This is a genomic window from Bifidobacterium apousia (assembly GCF_007559275.1).
Classification (GTDB): Bacteria; Actinomycetota; Actinomycetes; order Actinomycetales; family Bifidobacteriaceae; genus Bombiscardovia; species Bombiscardovia apousia.
Window position 1 is genome coordinate 477,794 of sequence record NZ_VMHK01000002.1, and the last position, 17,237, is coordinate 495,030.

15 protein-coding genes are annotated in these 17,237 nt (G+C 63.7%); 13 read left to right on the plus strand and 2 right to left on the minus strand.

Annotated elements, in window-relative coordinates:
- The first annotated feature begins 53 nt into the window (after positions 1–53).
- On the plus strand, positions 54–983 hold the full coding sequence (locus FPK30_RS04570; protein WP_144085482.1) for a cation diffusion facilitator family transporter: 930 nt from the start codon (positions 54–56) through the stop codon (positions 981–983).
- A 3-nt stretch (positions 984–986) separates the two neighbouring features.
- On the opposite strand, the gene lexA is transcribed toward FPK30_RS04570, so the two are convergent.
- Complete coding sequence (gene lexA / locus FPK30_RS04575; RefSeq protein ID WP_144085567.1) at positions 987–1,637, minus strand: transcriptional repressor LexA; 651 nt, start codon at positions 1,635–1,637, stop codon at positions 987–989.
- 316 nt (positions 1,638–1,953) lie between these two features.
- Here lexA and FPK30_RS04580 point away from each other — a divergent pair, with 316 nt between their 5' ends.
- Together FPK30_RS04580 and nrdR are read left to right on the plus strand one after the other, a co-directional pair.
- Complete coding sequence (locus FPK30_RS04580; protein WP_144085483.1) at positions 1,954–2,382, plus strand: LysM peptidoglycan-binding domain-containing protein; 429 nt, start codon at positions 1,954–1,956, stop codon at positions 2,380–2,382.
- Between the two features lie 157 nt (positions 2,383–2,539).
- Positions 2,540–3,022 carry a transcriptional regulator NrdR gene (gene nrdR, locus FPK30_RS04585; RefSeq protein ID WP_045924089.1) on the plus strand — a complete coding sequence of 161 codons (483 nt, stop codon included), beginning with the start codon at positions 2,540–2,542 and terminating at the stop codon, positions 3,020–3,022.
- Positions 3,023–3,172: 150 nt separating this feature from the next.
- On the opposite strand, the gene FPK30_RS04590 is transcribed toward nrdR, so the two are convergent.
- The gene (locus FPK30_RS04590; protein WP_144085484.1) at positions 3,173–5,407 is read right to left on the minus strand and encodes a HelD family protein; all 2,235 of its coding nucleotides are present in this window, start codon (positions 5,405–5,407) and stop codon (positions 3,173–3,175) included.
- A gap of 277 nt (positions 5,408–5,684) precedes the next feature.
- On the opposite strand from FPK30_RS04590, the gene mraZ reads away from it, so the two are divergent.
- From mraZ to FPK30_RS04640, 10 genes are all read left to right on the plus strand, one after another.
- Positions 5,685–6,167, plus strand: a complete 483-nt coding sequence (gene mraZ, locus FPK30_RS04595; RefSeq protein WP_144085485.1) for a division/cell wall cluster transcriptional repressor MraZ — start codon at positions 5,685–5,687, stop codon at positions 6,165–6,167.
- Positions 6,168–6,178: 11 nt separating this feature from the next.
- Complete coding sequence (gene rsmH, locus FPK30_RS04600; RefSeq protein ID WP_186279381.1) at positions 6,179–7,270, plus strand: 16S rRNA (cytosine(1402)-N(4))-methyltransferase RsmH; 1,092 nt, start codon at positions 6,179–6,181, stop codon at positions 7,268–7,270.
- Complete coding sequence (ftsL, locus tag FPK30_RS04605; RefSeq protein ID WP_144085486.1) at positions 7,267–7,749, plus strand: cell division protein FtsL; 483 nt, start codon at positions 7,267–7,269, stop codon at positions 7,747–7,749. The genes rsmH and ftsL overlap by 4 nt, the downstream gene beginning before the upstream one ends.
- Positions 7,746–9,527, plus strand: coding sequence for a peptidoglycan D,D-transpeptidase FtsI family protein (locus FPK30_RS04610; protein WP_144085487.1), 1,782 nt, complete (start codon positions 7,746–7,748; stop codon positions 9,525–9,527). The genes ftsL and FPK30_RS04610 overlap by 4 nt, the downstream gene beginning before the upstream one ends.
- Before the next feature lie 46 nt (positions 9,528–9,573).
- Positions 9,574–10,455, plus strand: a complete 882-nt coding sequence (locus tag FPK30_RS04615) for a UDP-N-acetylmuramyl peptide synthase (protein WP_144085488.1) — start codon at positions 9,574–9,576, stop codon at positions 10,453–10,455.
- A gap of 9 nt (positions 10,456–10,464) precedes the next feature.
- Entirely contained in the window at positions 10,465–11,991 is a 1,527-nt protein-coding gene (locus FPK30_RS04620; protein WP_144085489.1) for a UDP-N-acetylmuramoyl-tripeptide--D-alanyl-D-alanine ligase, read from the plus strand.
- Between the two features lie 74 nt (positions 11,992–12,065).
- On the plus strand, positions 12,066–13,169 hold the full coding sequence (gene mraY, locus FPK30_RS04625; RefSeq protein WP_045924096.1) for a phospho-N-acetylmuramoyl-pentapeptide-transferase: 1,104 nt from the start codon (positions 12,066–12,068) through the stop codon (positions 13,167–13,169).
- Between the two features lie 79 nt (positions 13,170–13,248).
- Positions 13,249–14,688 carry a UDP-N-acetylmuramoyl-L-alanine--D-glutamate ligase gene (gene murD, locus FPK30_RS04630; protein ID WP_144085490.1) on the plus strand — a complete coding sequence of 480 codons (1,440 nt, stop codon included), beginning with the start codon at positions 13,249–13,251 and terminating at the stop codon, positions 14,686–14,688.
- A complete protein-coding gene (locus tag FPK30_RS04635) occupies positions 14,672–15,895 on the plus strand; it encodes a peptidoglycan glycosyltransferase FtsW (protein WP_144085491.1) in 1,224 nt (407 codons plus the stop codon). The genes murD and FPK30_RS04635 overlap by 17 nt, the downstream gene beginning before the upstream one ends.
- 70 nt (positions 15,896–15,965) lie before the next feature.
- The gene (locus tag FPK30_RS04640; protein WP_186279401.1) at positions 15,966–17,198 is read left to right on the plus strand and encodes a UDP-N-acetylglucosamine--N-acetylmuramyl-(pentapeptide) pyrophosphoryl-undecaprenol N-acetylglucosamine transferase; all 1,233 of its coding nucleotides are present in this window, start codon (positions 15,966–15,968) and stop codon (positions 17,196–17,198) included.
- The last annotated feature ends 39 nt before the right edge of the window (positions 17,199–17,237 follow it).

Sequence of the window (17,237 nt, forward strand, 5' to 3'; positions counted from 1 at the left end):
TTGCCTTGCAGCCGCTGGTGGCATACTTTGGTGTCTGACGAATCGGGGTATGCATGAGCGCTCATGAAGGTGGTATCCAGGGCGGCGGATCCGCCCATCGTCGACAGTTGTTGACGACCCTGGCTCTGACGGGCTCGGTCTTTGTTGCCGAGGTCGTCGGCGCCTTGGTCACCCGCAGCCTGGCTCTGTTGGTCGATGCCGGGCACATGATGACCGATATGGCTGTGCTGATCGCCTCCACGGTTACTGCTGTCTTGATGGAGCGCCGCCCAACGAACCGACGGACCTGGGGCTGGTCCCGTCTGGAGGTCATCACGGCGGCTGGCGGTGCTTTGGTTCTGCTGGCAGTGGGCATCTATGCCATCGTGGAGGCTGTCCTGCGGCTCTGGTCGCCCGGTCGGGATCAGGTCCATCAGCAGGGGCTGCTGCTCTTCTTCGGACTTTTGGGTCTGGCTGCCAATGTGGGATCGATTCTGGTCTTGGCCTCCGGGCACAAGGACAATTTGAACATGCGTGCCGCTTTTCTCGAAGTGGTCAACGATGCATTGGGTTCGGTGGCGGTCCTGGTTTCAGCCGTGGTTATGATGATCACCGGCTGGGCCGGGTTCGATGCCGTGGCGGGAGCCCTGATCGCTCTGCTGATGATTCCCCGCGCGATCAAACTGCTGGCCAGCAGTGTCTCTGTGCTGCTTGAGGAGACTCCGGCGGACCTCGACATGGCCAAGGTCAGGAAGCACTTGGAGGGCGTGCCTGGCGTACTTGAGGTACATGACCTGCATGCCAACAGCGTTTCCACCGGTCTGCCGCAGCTGACGGCGCATGTGGTAGTGCGTCAGGGCACGACGGCTGTTGAGAGCGAACGCATTCTTACCAGCATGCAACGCTGCCTGCGCGATCATTTCCCTGTTTCGGTCGAACACACGACCTTTCAGATAGAACCCCAGGGCCACCGGGATAGCAGCGGCGAGCATTTGGACATGTAGTCCTCAGACCTTGCGCAGAACGGTGACTACCTTGCCCATGATGACGGCGTGGGTGCCGTCGATGGGGGAGTAGGCCGGGTTGTGGGGAATCAGCCAAACGTGGCCCTCCTCGCGGCGGAAGGTCTTTACCGTGGCTCCATCGTCCAGCAGGGCTGCGACGATATCCCCGTTCTCAGCCTCCTGCTGGCGGCGGACGACGACAAAGTCCCCGTCGCAGATGGCGGCATCGACCATGGAATCTCCATGGACCTCAAGCATGAAGAGCTCGCCGGACCCGGTCAGACGCTCGGGCAGACGCATGACATCGTCCACATGCTGCTCGGCCAGAATGGGCTGGCCGGCGGCGATTCTGCCGACCAGGGGCACGTCGCGCGACTGCATGATGGCCTCGTCGGCCTGCGCATCAGGGAAGGGCATGATCTTGGCGGTTCCAGCAGTTGGCTCAGGCTGATCCTGGACCAGCTCTATGGCACGTCCCTTGTTTGCAGTCAGACGGATGTAGCCCAGATCCTGTAAGACCTGAAGCTGGTGCTTGACGGAAGAAGTGCTGCGCAGTCCCGCATCTCTGCCGATCTCCCTGTAGGAGGGCAGGAATCCGCGCTCTGACAGATGCCGTTTTATGGCTTCCAAGACCTTGGCCTGGCGATCGGTCAGTTTGGGTCTGGACCCCTGATTCGGACTCTTGGAGGCCGCTGCCTTTTCTTTCGTCGTGTCCTTGGCTGAGGGTGAGCCGGTTTCCTGAGATCCGGCGCTGTTGGCAAGAGTGGACTGGTTGAGGGAGCTCGTGGCCGTGGACCCGGTAAAGGGGATGGTACTCACGATGGGCTCCTTTCCTTGGAAACTGAACTCAGTCTAACCTGCCCGAAGTGAAAAATCAAACAAATGTTCGAATCAGCCTTGCCAAATAACCGTCACGGTGCCAGAATGAGAACATCTGTTCGATAGAACAAATGTTCGAAAGAGGTGTGCCATGGTTGATCGTACCTGTGCCAGTTCCCGCATGTCTGCACCGACGAACCTGTTTTCGGTCTGCCTGGCGCATGCAAGTTCTGTGTTCTCGTCCGTCATGGTCCGTCTTCGCAGAGCTGCCGATGCCTGTCTGCCTGATCAGGGTTTTGCGGGTGTCGTCGTGCGCAGAGTCGCGGTTTTCCTAGTTGCCGGCGCTTTGACCCTGGCTGGGTTAGGATGGATGGCTCGACCGGCCAGCTCCGCTCCAGGACCACAGGAGGTTGTCACCAGAACAGTTCGCCCGGGCGATAATGTCTGGTCTTATGCGGCCTCAATCACCCCGCAAGGCGAGGATGTCACCAAGAACGTCGACCGCATCATGCAGATCAACAACATGTCCTCACCCAATCTGCGCGTTGGGGACCGAATTCTGATTCCTAGCGACGAGTGAGGCAGCGATCTTCGGTTCAGGGAATGAACAATGGGTCTTTAATAGCCTGTCGCCTGGATAAAGGCACTAGCTGAAATCGAGGAGTTTGTCCAGTGTTATACGCTGATAGGCCTGGTATACGTGGGTCTTGAGGTTCTTTGGCGCTATGATGTTGCATATGCACTGTCCTTTCTGCCAGAATCCCGATACCAAGGTTGTGGATACGCGAATCAGCGACGACGGCCATGCCATCAGACGCCGCCGTGAGTGTCCGCAATGCTCGCGTCGGTTCACCACGGTGGAGACCTCAATCCTCTTGGTTATGAAACGCTCAGGCAATGCCGAGCCCTTCAACCGCGACAAGGTCATTGCTGGCGTGAGGAAGGCCTGCCAAGGCAGGCCCATCGACGAGAATGACCTGAAACTCTTGGGCCAGCAGGTTGAAGAGGACCTGCGTTCACGTGGCCTGGCACAGGTCGATTCGGAAGAGGTCGGCAGGGCCATCCTGAAGCCTCTCAGGGAGCTGGACGAAGTGGCCTATCTGCGCTTCGCCTCGGTCTACCGCAACTTCAGCAACTTGGAGGACTTCCAGCAGGCCATCGACACCCTGCGCGCCGAAGACCAGTCTGCCGAAGAGCAGTCTGCGATTCAGCAGTCCTAGAATTAGCTATTCAGACATCGGCCATTTTGACTGGAACAGGCCACCAGCTTTCGTCAGTGTGCGACTGGGCTGATTTGTAACGAGATCGGACTGTGATTAGAAGCGAACGGGGGTGCCGGGCCACGATACAGGCCCGGCACTGAGGGCGCTTCATCCCAGGTCCAGCAGCCTCTGATCCTCGGAAGTCTGGGCGATGACCAGCTCCTGGGTGGGGCGCGTCATGGCCACATAGAGGTCGGCCGCCGCGCTCAGCCTGGAGGGGGCCTCATCCTGGATGGCCCCAGGCTCAACCAGAACCACGGCATCGAACTCCAGGCCCTTGGTGTGACCGGTGGTCGTGACAGTGATCTGGTGCTCCTGAGCCTTGTCAATATGCATCCGTGAGATTACTTCGGCGTCCAGGGCGCCAGGAACGATGATGGCCAGGCGTCCGGTGCCGTCCTTGCCCAGATGACGTTTTGCCAGCTCGCTTACCAGGTCAGGCAGCTGGTCCAACAGGCTTGCTTGATCCTCTGCCCGCAGGTGGCTGACCGAGCCCTCCACCTCTCGCACGGCCTTGAGCGTTGAAACTTCAAGACCTTCGGAGGCTGCGAAGGAGGAGGCCAGGTTGGATACCTGACGAGGGTTGCGATAGTCGATGGTCAGCAGCCGCAGGTCCCAACCATCCGGTCCGAAAAGCGTGTCCATGGTGGAGGCCCAGGACCTGGTGCCTCCCAGAGCAGCCGTCTGTGCCACGTCCCCGACGATGGTGAAGGATCGGGAGGGGCAGCGCCGGACCAGCATCCTCCAGTCCATGGCCGTCAGCTCCTGGGCTTCGTCGACCACGATGTGCCCGTAGACCCATTCACGGTCGGCGGCTGCCTGAGTGGCCGCCTGGTTCTCGTCCTGACCGTTGATGGAATCAAGCAGCATCTGCGAGGTTACGATGCCTGTGCCGATGCCGTTCTGGGCCAAGGTGTCGCTGGCAAAGCGACGTTCCTCATCGCGGCGGGCCTTTTCGGCCTGGTCGCGATCCGCCTGGCGGGGGTCGGGGCCCAGCAACTCCATGGCCTCATCCAGGATAGGGATGTCGGATACGGTCAGTTCGGCGCCGTCCTGGCGGGTCAGCAGATCAATCTGTTCTGGGGTCAGCCAGGGGGCGAACCGGCGCAGACGGTCCGGCCTGGACCAGAGGTCATTGACCAGCCAGCGGGGGTTCATGGGCAGCCAGGCTAGATTGAGGGTCCGCCGCACCTGGTCGTTCAGTCTCAAGAGGGAGGTGACCCGGGCAAGTTCCTCGGCTCCGGGCTGATAGTCCACCCCTTCGGCATAACGGGCGGTCATGGCGTTCAGAGCCGAGCGCACGAAGGTGTTCCGGGCCTTGTTATGGGGCTGGTGGCTGCGTCGGGCATCGATCAGGGCCTGCTCCAGGTCGACCGCCAGCATGGGGACGGCCACCCCGTCCACCTTGACCGTGGGCAGGGAGGCAGGCACCCGTTCCCGGGAGGCGACGGCGTTGGCTACAGCCTCAGCCATGCGAATGTCTCCCTTGAGACGAGCCACGTGCGGGTCCTCCCGGCGTTCAGTGCTGATGCCGGGGATGAGGTCGCCCATGGTGCGGCTGAGCACTCCGGTCTCGCCCAGGGAGGGCAGGACCTGGTCGATGTAGTGCAGGAAGGCGCTGCTGGGCCCAACGATCAGCACGCCCGAACTCTCCAGTCGACGCCTATGGGTGTAGAGCAGATAAGCCGCCCGGTGCAGAGCCACGGCCGTCTTGCCGGTGCCAGGTCCGCCCTGGACCACCAGTGGACGGGTCATGGGGGAGCGGATGATCCGGTCCTGTTCAGCCTGGATGGTGGCCACGATGTCGGTCATCTGCCCGGTGCGGCGACTGGACAGGGATGCCATGAGCGCGCCCTCGCCGGCCAGGGTGCCGCCCTGGGCCGCCTTGTCCACTTCCGGGGCCGACAGGTCCAGAACCTCATCCTCGATGCCGGTGACCTGGCGGAAGTTGAGGGTGATGTGCCTGCGCATGACAATGTCGCCATGGTCCGCCGGGGTGGCCTCATAGAAGGGGCGTGCGGCCTCGGCACGCCAGTCGGTCAGGATGGGTTCATGGTTGCTGTCAAGCAGGCCCAGTCGCCCGATATATCGCCGGCCGCCCTGGGCTGTATCCAGTCGGCCGAAGACCAGACGGTCCTCTACGGCCCGCAGCTGGGTGAGCCGGTCCTCGTACATGTTGGCGAAGGAATCCCGCTCGGTACGCTGGGTGGGTGAACCGTGGGAGCCGGCGGCCCGAACCGCGTCCAGTCTGGTCCTGGCCTGCGCCCGCAGCTCGTCCAGACGGCCGTAGGCCCTGTCCACCGCCGTCTGCTCTTCATGCAGCTGTGAGGAATAGCTCGACATGTGCGTCCGTTCTGTGGAATGTTCAAAAATCGGATGATCCAATATACCGCTCGACCTCTACTTTTTCGGACCAGCTGACCCTTGGCCGCGTCCGCTTTGCCGAGTGGCGAAACGCCGAGGCGGATTCTTTGGCGAGGCGAATGGTTGGATTTGGGCCTGAAGCGGTGTCAAGGTGGTGAGCAATGGGGATAAGTGGGGTAAAGTGGGGAGCACTGCGTAGGGGACGCTACCCGATGGGGCCGTCCTATGGTTACCAAACTGGCATTGGAGGTGGGGCATGGCCGATATATATGACGCAGATGCCGCCTCGCCTTCCCTGCCGCCCATGCTGCTGGGCACCTACACCCCCAAGATGGATTCCAAGGGCCGCCTGGCGCTGCCAGCTAAGTTCCGTGCCCAGCTGGGTCAGGGCCTGGTCATGGCCCGTGGGCAGGAACGTTGCGTCAGCCTGCTGCCCACCGAGGAATTTCGACGGATGGCCGTGCGCATCCAACACACTTCCATGGGCGACAAATCGGCCAGGGACTACCTGCGTGTATTTCTGTCCGGTGCCGTCGACCAGGTCCCCGACAAGCAGGGCCGCATCCTGGTTCCCCCCATGCTGCGCTCCTATGCACGGCTAACGGGCCCCGTCGTGGTCATCGGCGTGGGCACTCGTGCTGAGATCTGGGATCAGGATTCCTGGACTGCCTACCTGGAGAGCAAGGAGCAGGGCTACGCCGACATTGCCGATGATGTTCTTCCGGCGGTGGATTGCTGATGGAGGCCCTGATGTCAGATCACAATCCTCCCGACCAGGAGGCCGTGGACAGCGGCAAGGTCCACCGTCCCGTCCTGCTGGAACGCTGTCTTGCACTGGCCCGACCCGCCTTGGAGCACCCGGGGGCCGTGGCTGTGGATTGCACGCTGGGCCTGGCTGGTCACGCCACCGCCTTCCTCAAGTCCTGCCCTGGGGCCCGTCTTATTGGCATAGACAGGGATAGCCAGGCCCTGGATCTGGCCACTGGCCGGATGCGCGACGAGGGTCTGGCCGACCGCTTCACGCCGGTGCACGCCCCCTTCGATCAGCTGGACCAGCAGCTGGATGCCCTGGGCCTGGGGCAAGTGGACCTGGTCTTCATGGATCTGGGATTGTCCTCCCTGCAGATCGACCAGCGCGACAGGGGATTCACCTACCGTCAGGATGCCCCGCTGGACATGCGCATGGACACCAGCCAGGAGCTGACGGCCGCACGGGTTCTGGCCGAGTATGACCAAGACCAGTTGGCCGACATCTTCTCCCGGTACGGGGAGGAGCGCTATGCAGGCCGCATCGCACGGGCCATCGTCGAAACCAGGCAGGAGCAGCCACTGACCACCTCTGCTCAACTGGACCGTCTGGTGGATAGGGCAGTGCCGCGTGGCCATCGTCCGCCAGGCAATCCGGCCAAGAGGGTCTTCCAGGCCCTGCGCATCGAGGTCAATGGAGAGCTGGACCGTCTCAGGCGCACCCTGCCCCAGGCCATGCTGCGGCTGGCCAAGGGAGGTCGTCTGGTCGTGGAGTCCTATCACTCCCTGGAAGACCGCATGGTCAAGCGCTTCATGGCGCCGGGACTGCACGTGGATCTGCCGGCGGGCATGCCGGTGGTGCCGGATCAGGCCCGCCCCTACCTGTCGGATCTGACTCATGGCGCCATCAAGGCCGACCTTGCCGAGCGGGAACGCAACCCCAGGTCCGCTTCAGTGCGCCTGCGGGCTGTTGAGATGATCGGAGACATTCCTGAGGAGCGTCGTCGCCGGCTTCAGGCCGAGGCCCGTGGGCAGGGCTCAGCAGGTCGCCATCGTCGTGCCGGCCACGGTTCGGAATCGAGGCGCCGGTCATGACCATGCCAGCACGTTCAGTCCGTTCCAAGGCCTCTCCGGACAAGGGTCATCCTCGCATCCAGGAGATGCCCACCAGGCCTGAGCTCAGTCTGATCAAGGGCACAGGCAAGGCCCGCCGTCCCGAACGAGGTCCAGTGGCTGAGGGGGCCCGGCGTCTGATCGGCTGGACGCGGACCCGTGGCAATCCTCTCTTGCGCATCATGGCCTCCGTGATCTTTCTGGCCGCCTGCATGTTCGGATCCCTGATGCTGCGCACCCAGATGGTCCAGGACTCCTTCGAGGCCACCAGGGTTCAGCATGAAATCAGCAATCTGACCCAGGACGTCCAGGATGACCAGAACAAGCTCGACCAACTCCAGGCCTCCCTGCCGGACAAGGCCCAGCAGTTGGGCATGCAACCCCAGCAGGGCCTGAACTCCATCGATCTGCAAGGCTACAAGCCCCCTCAGGGTGCCCAGGGCAAGGCGGGGCATCCATGAGCGGCAAGGGAACCAAACGCTCCTGGCACCTGTCTTTCTGCAAACGTTCCTTGTCTGTGGGTCTGATTCTGGTCCTGGTGGCCGCCTTGGCCCTGGGTAAGCTGGCCTATATCCAGCTCTTCGACGGAAGGTCCATGGCGCAAGCGGCTGCGGCGGGCCGCACGGTGCCGCACACCATCAAGGCCCAGCGTGGCCGCATCCTTGATGTCAATGGCCGGGTGCTGGCCCAGAGCCTGGAACGATACAACATCATCGGTGATCCCGAGGCGGCCGCATCCTTCATACCTGTCAACTGCACCAAGCGCACAGGCAGTGACTGCCACAGCATCAAGGGGCATCCGGTGGGCGCTGACGGTGCCGCCGGCGTGGCCCGCCTCTTGGCGCCAGCCTTGGGCATGAACGCCATGGAGCTGGGCGGCAAGCTCAGCGTCCCCGGACGGTACGTGGTCTTGGCCAAGCGGGTGACTCCCGAGGTCAAGCGCTCCATCGACAAGCTGGGGCTGCAGGGGATCATCACGGCAGAGCTGAGCAGCGAACGCACGTATCCGCATGCGGATCTGATGGGAGCCCTGATCGGGGGCATCGACGACAGCGGCAAGGGCGTGGCCGGGATCGAGCAGATGGAGAACCGGCAGCTGACCGGCTCTGACGGCTACACGGTCTACCAGCAGGGGATGCTTGGCCAGGAGATCCCCGGAACCGTGACCCGTCAGCGCAATCCGGTCAACGGCAAGGATGTGACCCTGACCGTTGATCAGGACGTTCAGTGGTACGTCCGTCAGGCCCTCAAGTCGGGCTGCCAGCGCTTTCATGCCGACTGGGCCCTGGCCGTCGTCCAGGACACCCGCACCAACGAGATCCTGGCCCTGGCCGACACTGACGATTACCAGGCTGGCAGCGACCAGGCCAAGGTCAACTCCTCGCGGGCGGTGGCGGAGACCTTCGAGCCCGGCTCCATCGGCAAGACCATCTCGATCTCCGGCATGCTTCAGGAGCAGGTGCACTCCATGAGCGACCGCTTCACTGTGCCCGACCACATCACCGTGGACAACCAGCAGTACAAGGATGCCTTCGACCATCCAGCCGAGCACTGGACCCTTGCCGGCATTCTGCAGAACTCCTCCAACGTGGGCATGGTCATGGCCGGCGAACACTACCCGGATCAGAAGCGCTACGACTATCTGACCCGCTTTGGCATCGGCCAGGCCTCGTCCCTGGGCCTGCCGGGGGAGTCCAAGGGCCTGCTGACTTCGCCTCAGACCTGGGACCGACGCACGCGCAACACGGTATTGTTCGGCCAGGGCTACGCCACCAACGCCATCCAGCTGACCAACGTCATCGCCACCCTGGCCAACAAGGGGGTCCGGGCCGACCAGACCATCATCCGCGGCCAGGATGCCGTCAACGCCAACCGGGTGAGGGTAGTGGACGAGAAGGTGGCGGCTACGGTCATGAACGGCATGGAGTCGGTGGCTGAAAAGTACCAGAATACAGCCAAGGTGGATGGCTATCGGGTGGCTTCCAAGACCGGCACCGCCGAGGTGGCCGACAGCTCGGGCGGCCTGGGCGGCATCATCAGCGACTGGGTGGGCATCCTGCCTGCTGACGATCCCCATTATGTCGTCACCGTAGTCCTGAAGAATCCCCACAGCAGCGATGGCGTTTTCGGCAGCATCACCGCCGGCCCCATCTTCGCTCAGATCGGTGAATTCCTTATGCAGAAATACCAGGTCCCCACGTCTGCGCCCAGAACCGATGCTATCCCGGTAACATGGTGATACCGGCAGGCATCATGGCGTTCCCGGACGAAGGAGAGATTGCAGCATGAGTGCGCTGAGTGAATCAATCTCCCGACGGTTGACCCTGGGTCAGCTCAAAGGACGCTACGGGCTGACCCTGGTCCCCGATTTCGCTGAACCAGTTACGGTGACCTCACTGGTGGACGACCTGCCCTCAGTGCGGCCCGGCAGTCTGTATGTGCCAGCAGACCAGCAGGTGGACCAGGGCATGATCGAGGAGGCCGAGCGTCGAGGGGCCTACGCAGCCCTGCTGCCGACCTCGGCCCGTCAACAGGTGGGACGAGCCCGCATACCCCTGCTCTTCGGCACCATGCACGCCTGGCAGATGGGCCAGCTGCTGTCCAATGCCGCAGGGGACCCTTCGGGAGCCCTGGCCGTCTTCGCCCTGGTCGGTTCCCAGGTGCAGGAGCAGGTGGATCTCTTGGCCGACTTCCTGCACGTGCTGGGCAATCCCGTCGGCATTCTCAGCTCCAAGGGTTCGTACTCGCTGGACCGGCGACTGGACCTGGAATATCCCCTGAGCATGTTCGATGTGCAACGCAGTCTGTCCATCGCCCTGGAGGACGGGGCGGCCGCCGTGGTCATCTCCGTGGACGAACAGACCCTGGCCAGGGATGCCCTGCAGGCGGTGGATCTGGATGTAGTGGCCCTGGGCGCCCAGGAGGGCTCCACGCGCGATATGCGGCACGTACGGCTGATCTCCAGGGCCCGCCGATATGGGTTCAGCCTGGGCGGGCACACCATCGTAGCCCGGCGCAACGAGGAATCCGACGGGCTGGCCCGGCAGTCCCTGCCCGCCGAGGCACAGAGCGACGACCTGTCCCTGTGCATCGCCATGACCATGGCCGCCGGCGTCAAACGCAACAACATCAGGAGCGCCCTGCGCGTCTCCCGCGAAATGTCCTGAGAGGTGAGGATGAGTCAGTCTGTAGGGGCCGGGTCCATGCCCATGACCCTGGAAGAGGTCGTCGAATATGTGCACGGTCGGCTGGTCGAGGTCAGTCCTGGTCACGAATCCGACCAGCGGTCCGTGCGCATGCGGGTGGTGACCGACTCCCGTCAGGCCAAGCCCGATGGACTCTTCGTAGCCATCAAGGGCGAGCACGTGGATGGCCATGACTATGTTCCCGGCCTGGGAGCCAAGGGCTGCCGGGCGGCCCTAGTCGACCATCTCGTTCCGGGCGCTGACCTGCCCCAAATTCTTGTGGACGATACGGTTGACGCCTTGGGGCTGCTGGCCCGGGCCAGCATAGACCGTCGGCGCGCAGCGTCAGAACCCTTTACGGTAATTGGCATCACCGGATCCGTCGGCAAGACCACCACCAAGGATCTGCTGTCCTCTCTGCTGGCACTCCTGGGTCCGGTGGTGGCCCCTGTCGGGTCTTTCAACAACGAGATCGGCCTTCCTCTGACAGCCTTGGAGGTCGGGCCTGACACCCGGTATCTGGTGGCCGAGATGGGTGCCAACCACCTGGGTGAGATCGCCCGGCTGACCACAATGGTTCCTCCGGACATGGCTCTGGTCCTCAAGGTAGGAGTGGCCCACCTGGGCGAATTCGGCTCCGTGGATCGCATCGCCCAGGCCAAGAGCGAGATCGTGCAGGGTCTGGTGCCGGGCGGGACCGCCGTGCTCAACGCAGACGATTCCCGGGTGGCTGCCATGGCTGATCTGGCCTCTGGCCCTGTTCTGCGGTTTGGCATGGCCGCTGAGGACGGCGGTCAGGACCGCAGCCTGGACGGCTCGGCTCGCTACCTTGACAGCGACAGCCTGGACAGGCCGGCCTTCGAGCTGCGTCTGCCTGGCCAGCAACCAGTGCGGTTGCGTCTGGGCATCCCGGGGCGGCACAATGTCATGAACGCCCTGGCTGCCGCCACGGTAGCCCACGCTCTGGGTCTGGACGCAGGGCGCATCGCCGATGAGCTGGGTCGACAGCGGCAGATCAGCCCGCATCGGATGGCCCTGTCTTCGGTCCGGCTGCCGGATGCCTCCTTCACCCTGATTGACGATTCCTTCAACGCCAATCCCGACTCCGTGCGGGCCGGTCTGGACGCTCTGGCCGCCTGGAGGGGATCCGACGGTCCGGTCTATCGTATAGCTGTCCTGGGGGTCATGCTTGAGCTGGGCGGCCAAGGGGAGCGGCTGCACCAGGAGATCGGCGCCTACTGCCGTCGGTTGGGCATTGATGCATTGGTCGCGGTGGGCTGCCGGGATCAGCAGATGGACGGGTTGGTTCATGCCCTTGTCCGTGGCGCTGGCGGCCTATCTGGTCGGAGTGAGGAACAGCCTGGGGCCATGCGCGTCCTCTTCGCCCAGGATGCTGACCAGGCCGATCACATGGTTCGCCGCCTATGCGCCAAGCATCCTGACCGGCAAAATCTTGTCCTGCTCAAGGGCTCGCACATGTCCGGCCTGTCCGGTCTGGCCGACCGGTGGCAGGGCTGAGCCATGAATCTGCTGGCATCCCCACAGCGGGGTAGAACGTTCAAGGACAGCATCCAAGAGTTGGAGTACACACTGTGATTGCCCTCATCATCGGAATCCTGGTCGCCCTGGTGGTGACGCTGGCAGGCACCCCCCTGCTGATACGGCTGGTCCACCGTCTGCACTACGGCCAGTACATCCGCCAGGATGGGCCCAAGTCCCACCTGGTCAAGCGCGGCACCCCGACCATGGGCGGGCTGATCATCAACCTGGCCATCCTGCTGGGTTGGGCAGCCTCGGCGCTCTACCGCTACCTGTCGCGGGGGGAATCCGTGTCCCTGTCGGCCATGCTGGTGCTGTTCGCCATGCTCTCCATGGGCTTCCTGGGCTTCATCGACGACTTCGCCAAGGTGCGCAAGAAGCAGAACCTGGGCCTGTCGGTCAGGGCCAAGTTCATCGGCCAGTTCATACTGGCCACCATCTACGCGGTGCTGGCTCTGAAGCTGCCCACCAAGAACGGGTACCCCAGCGCCCAGGCGGGCATCTCCTTCGTGGAGCAGCCCATCATCGACTTCAGAATGGCAGGTAGCGTCCTGTCCGTGGTGCTGTTCATCATCTGGGTCAATCTGCTGATGACGGCCTGGAGCAATGCGGTCAACCTGACTGACGGCCTTGACGGGCTGGCTTCAGGCTCCTCCATGATCGCCTTCGTGGGTTACACGGTCATCGCCTTCTGGGAAAGCTACCACTTGAAGGGCGGCAGCCATCCCGGCCATGCCTATGCGGTCTCCGATCCCCTGGACCTGGCCATCATCGCCTGCTGCGCGGCCGTGGCCTGCTTCGGCTTCCTCTGGTACAACACCAATCCGGCCTCCATCTTCATGGGCGACACCGGATCCTTGGCCCTGGGCGGGCTCTTCGCAGCCCTGTCCATCGCCACTCATACCGAGCTTCTGGCGGTCATCCTGGGCGGGCTCTTCGTGGGCGAGGCCGCCTCCGATGTCATCCAGGTGGGCTACTTCAAGCTCACCCACAAGCGGGTCTTCAAGATGGCGCCCATCCACCACCACTTCGAGCTGATGGGTTGGCAGGAGTCCAAGGTGGTTGTCCGGTTCTGGATGGTGGACCTGATCTTCGTCCTGCTGGCCCTGGTCTGCTTCTATGCAGACTGGGTGGTCCGCTCTGGGCTGCCCATCTGAGCGCGTCCATTCACGGTACCGGACTTCGGCAGCCGGTATCATGCCAAGCAGATGTCGGAGCTAGCGGAATGAGGTGTTCATGGATATGGACTTGAGCCAGAAGCGGGTGCTGGTCGCCGGGCTGGGCATTTCCGGACGGAGCGTGGCCGCAGCCCTGCGAGGCCGGGCGGCCGGGGTGATCACTGTGGACCAGCGCGCCCCGCAGGCCGATCTTCATGACTTCGACCAGGTGGACTGGAGCCAGGTGGACCTGGTCATGGCCTCGCCCGTCTTCAATCCGCGCACCCCATTTATCCTTGAGGCGCAGCGTCGGGGCATCCCTGTGGTCAGCGAAGTGGAGATGGCTTGGATGCTGCGGGTGCCCGCAGCCCTGACCGGCCGGCCAGCCCCCTGGATCGGAATCACCGGCACCAATGGCAAGACATCGACCACCAGGATGGTCGCCGCCATGATGCAGGCCAGCGGGTTCACGGCCCCTGCGGTGGGCAACATCGGCAAGGCCGTCTCCACAGCCGTTCTGGACTCCGACAACGACATGCTCTGCGTAGAGCTGAGCTCCTTCCAGCTGCACTTCACCTTCTCGCCGACCCTGGAGTGCGCGGCCATCACCAATCTGGCCGACGACCACCTGGACTGGCACGGTGGCTTTGAGGCCTATGCGGCCGACAAGGCGCGCATCTACCGGGGCGTGCGCAAGGCCCTGGTCTACAACGCTGACGACTCCCGGGTCTCTGAACTGGCCAGGCAGGCGCAGCCAGCCCCAGGCTGCCGACGTGTGGGGTTCACCCTGGGTCGGCCCGAGCCTGGGCAGTTGGGCGTAGAGGATGGCTGGGTCATAGACCGCAGCGGATTGACCGGTCATGACTTTGAGGAGGGCGTCAGGCTGGTCCGGGTGGCCGACCTGACGGATCTGTGCGAGCCTGACGGCACGGTCTACCCCCATCTGCTGGCTGATGCCCTCTGCGCCCTGGCTCTGGCCCTGGGTGCTGGGGCCAAGGTCGACGCGGCCATCGAAGCCATGCGTGCTTTCACCCCTGGCGACCACAGGATCAGTACGGTGGCCACCCTGGGCCAGGGTTCGCAGGCCATCCGTTTTGTCGACGACTCCAAGGCCACCAACGCCCATGCCGCCGAGGCCTCCCTGGCCAGCTACCATGACGGCCAGGTGGTCTGGCTGGCCGGCGGGTTGGCCAAGGGCGCCCGCTTTGACGATCTGGTCCGGTCCCGCAGGTCCAAGCTGGCTGCAGCCGTGATCATCGGCCGGGATCAGCAGCCCATGGCCCAGGCCATCAAGGACCAGGCGCCCGATCTGCCGGTTACCCTGATCGACCCTGGTGCCAGCGATCAGGTTATGGCCCGGGCCATCCGTGCAGCCGGCTCCTACGCAAAGCCCGGCCAGGTGGTTCTGCTGGCCCCCGCCTGCGCCTCCATGGACCAGTTCGCCTCCTATGCCGACCGGGGTGACCAGTTTGCCCAGCAGGCCGAACAGTGGGTCCACGAGCATGAAGCGCGACACTGATCCGCACAAGGCTCCCTCCCGGGGGTCTGGCGGCAAGGGGGACTACCGGGGCTGGCGGGCCATTCTCAACCCGCTCTGGTGCTACTACGGCTTTTTGGCCACAGTCGTCGCCACCACGGTTTTCGGCCTGATGATGGTCTTTTCCTCCTCGGCTGTGGATCTGGTGGCCCAGGGCAGCTCTCCCTGGAGCCAGGTTATTCGTCAGAGCATATACGCCGTGGTGGGGCTGTTGCTGGCCCTTTTGGCCGTGAGGATCAGCATCGACCGCTACCGGAGCTGGAGTACCGGGTTTCTGATTGTCAGCCAGGGTATTCAGCTGCTGACGCGTACTCCCCTGGGGCGGTCCGCCAACGGCAATGAGGGCTGGATCTCGGTGGGGGGCATCTCCATGCAGCCAGCCGAGCTGCTCAAACTGGCCCTGTGCCTGTGGCTGCCACAGGCCCTGATCGAAGCCCAACGGCAGGTTGGCAAGGATTCCGACCTGAAGAGCCTGGCCAAGGCCTATGCCAAGCCTGCCGCCGGTTTTATCGTCAGTTTCCTGCTGATCATGCTGGGCAAGGATCTGGGAACGGCCATGATCATCGTCATCATCGGCTTCGTGGCCTTCCTGGTCTCGGGCTTCCCCCTGCGCTGGCTGCTCAGCCTGGCAGTTCTGGGGATGGCCGCGGTCATCGGCTTTTCGGTCTACGGCAATAGCAACCGGACCCAGCGGATCATGGCCGCCTACGGCAAGTGCTCGGCGGATGACATTCAGGGTGTCTGCTACCAGTCCATCCACGGACTGTATGCCATGGCCTCGGGGGGCCTGACCGGGGTCGGGCTGGGCAACTCCAGGGAGAAGTGGAACTACCTGCCCGAGGCGCACAATGACTTCATCTTCGCTGTCATCGGCGAGGAGCTGGGCTTTGTAGGGGCGGCCATGCTTATTCTGGTCTTCGTGGTCATGGGCTGGTGCATGCTGAGGATCGCCCTGACCACCAGGAACCGGTATGCGGGCATGGTGCTGATCTGCCTGGATGTATGGCTGGTGGGTCAAGCCCTGGTCAACATCTGCGTGGTTCTGGGCCTGTTGCCGGTCATCGGCCTGCCCCTGCCCTTCGTGTCGGCTGGAGGGACCGCCCTGATCTCCTGCCTGGCTTCGGCCGGGGTGGCCCTGCAGATGATTCGGACTCAGCCGGACGTGAAGGCGGCCACGGACGGGTCATGAGATATGGAATGGATATGGCGGAAAGGAAGCGGATTCAGGGATGACGACAGCGACGAGGACCGAGAGCGGGATGCCTGGGGACGACCAGGAGCATGCCGGTAAGGGCGCTGGTCCCCATCTGGTGCTGGCCGGTGGTGGGACGGCAGGGCATGTCAACCCCCTGCTCAGTGTGGCTGCGGCCATTCGGGAACGCTGTCCCCAGGCGGCTGTCAGCGTGATCGGTACTGCTGTCGGGCTGGAGCACGACCTGGTGCCGGCCGCCGGCCTTCCCTTGGATCTGATTGAGAAGGTGCCCTTCCCTCGTCGTCCCAATAAAGCTGCCCTGGACTTCCCCCGGCGTTGGCGGCATGAGGTGAAGCGTGTCCGAGGGTATTTGCAGGATCGGTCGGCCGACCTGGTGGTAGGTTTTGGCGGCTATGCCTCGGCGCCGGCCTACAGGGCTGCACGGAACCTGGGCCTGCCCATCGTCGTCCACGAGCAGAACGCCCGGGCAGGCATGGCCAACAAACTGGGTGCTCGCTGGGCTGATTTCGTAGGCACGGCTTATGAGGATACCGGTATCCGAGCCCGGGCCGGAGTGCCTGTGCGCCGCGTGGGTCTTCCCCTGCGGCCGGCCATCGCCCGACTGGCCAAGCAGATGGAGGCTGATCCCTCGGGCGCTCGCAGGAAGTCCGCACAGTCCTTGGGTCTGGATCCCGATAGGCCCATCCTGCTGGTCACCGGGGGTTCCCTGGGCGCGCTCAGCCTGAATAAGGCGGTGGCTGGCGCGGCCCGGCAACTATTGGAGCGAACCCAGGTCATCCATCTGACTGGTCGTGGCAAGGCCGACCAGGTCAGAGAGCAGGTGGCGGCTGATCTGGGCGATGCGGCCATCAACGATTTGGACCCGGCCCACCAGGGCCGGGGGGACTACCACATGGCCGAATACTTGGAGCGGATCGATCTGGCCTTCGCCTGCGCCGATCTGGTGGTCTGCAGGGCTGGTGCCGGCTCTGTCAGCGAGCTGGCCGCCCTGGGGGTGCCCGCCGTCTACGTGCCCCTGCCCATCGGCAACGGCGAGCAGCGATTCAACGCCCAGCCAGTGGTTCAGGCCGGGGGAGGGCTCATGGTCGATGATGCGGCGCTGGACGCCAAATGGGTGGCCCAGCACGTCCCTGCTCTTATGGCTGATAAGGATAGGCTGGCTGACATGCGCAGCCGGGCCTGGGGGTACGGGATTCGCGACGCTGCCCAGGTGATGGCTGAGCAGATCCTGACCATGGCCGACCAACACCTTGCCCGCAAGGACTCTGGGAGGGCCTAATCGGGCATAATGGAGGCAGGCGACGGGCGACCGTCCTGA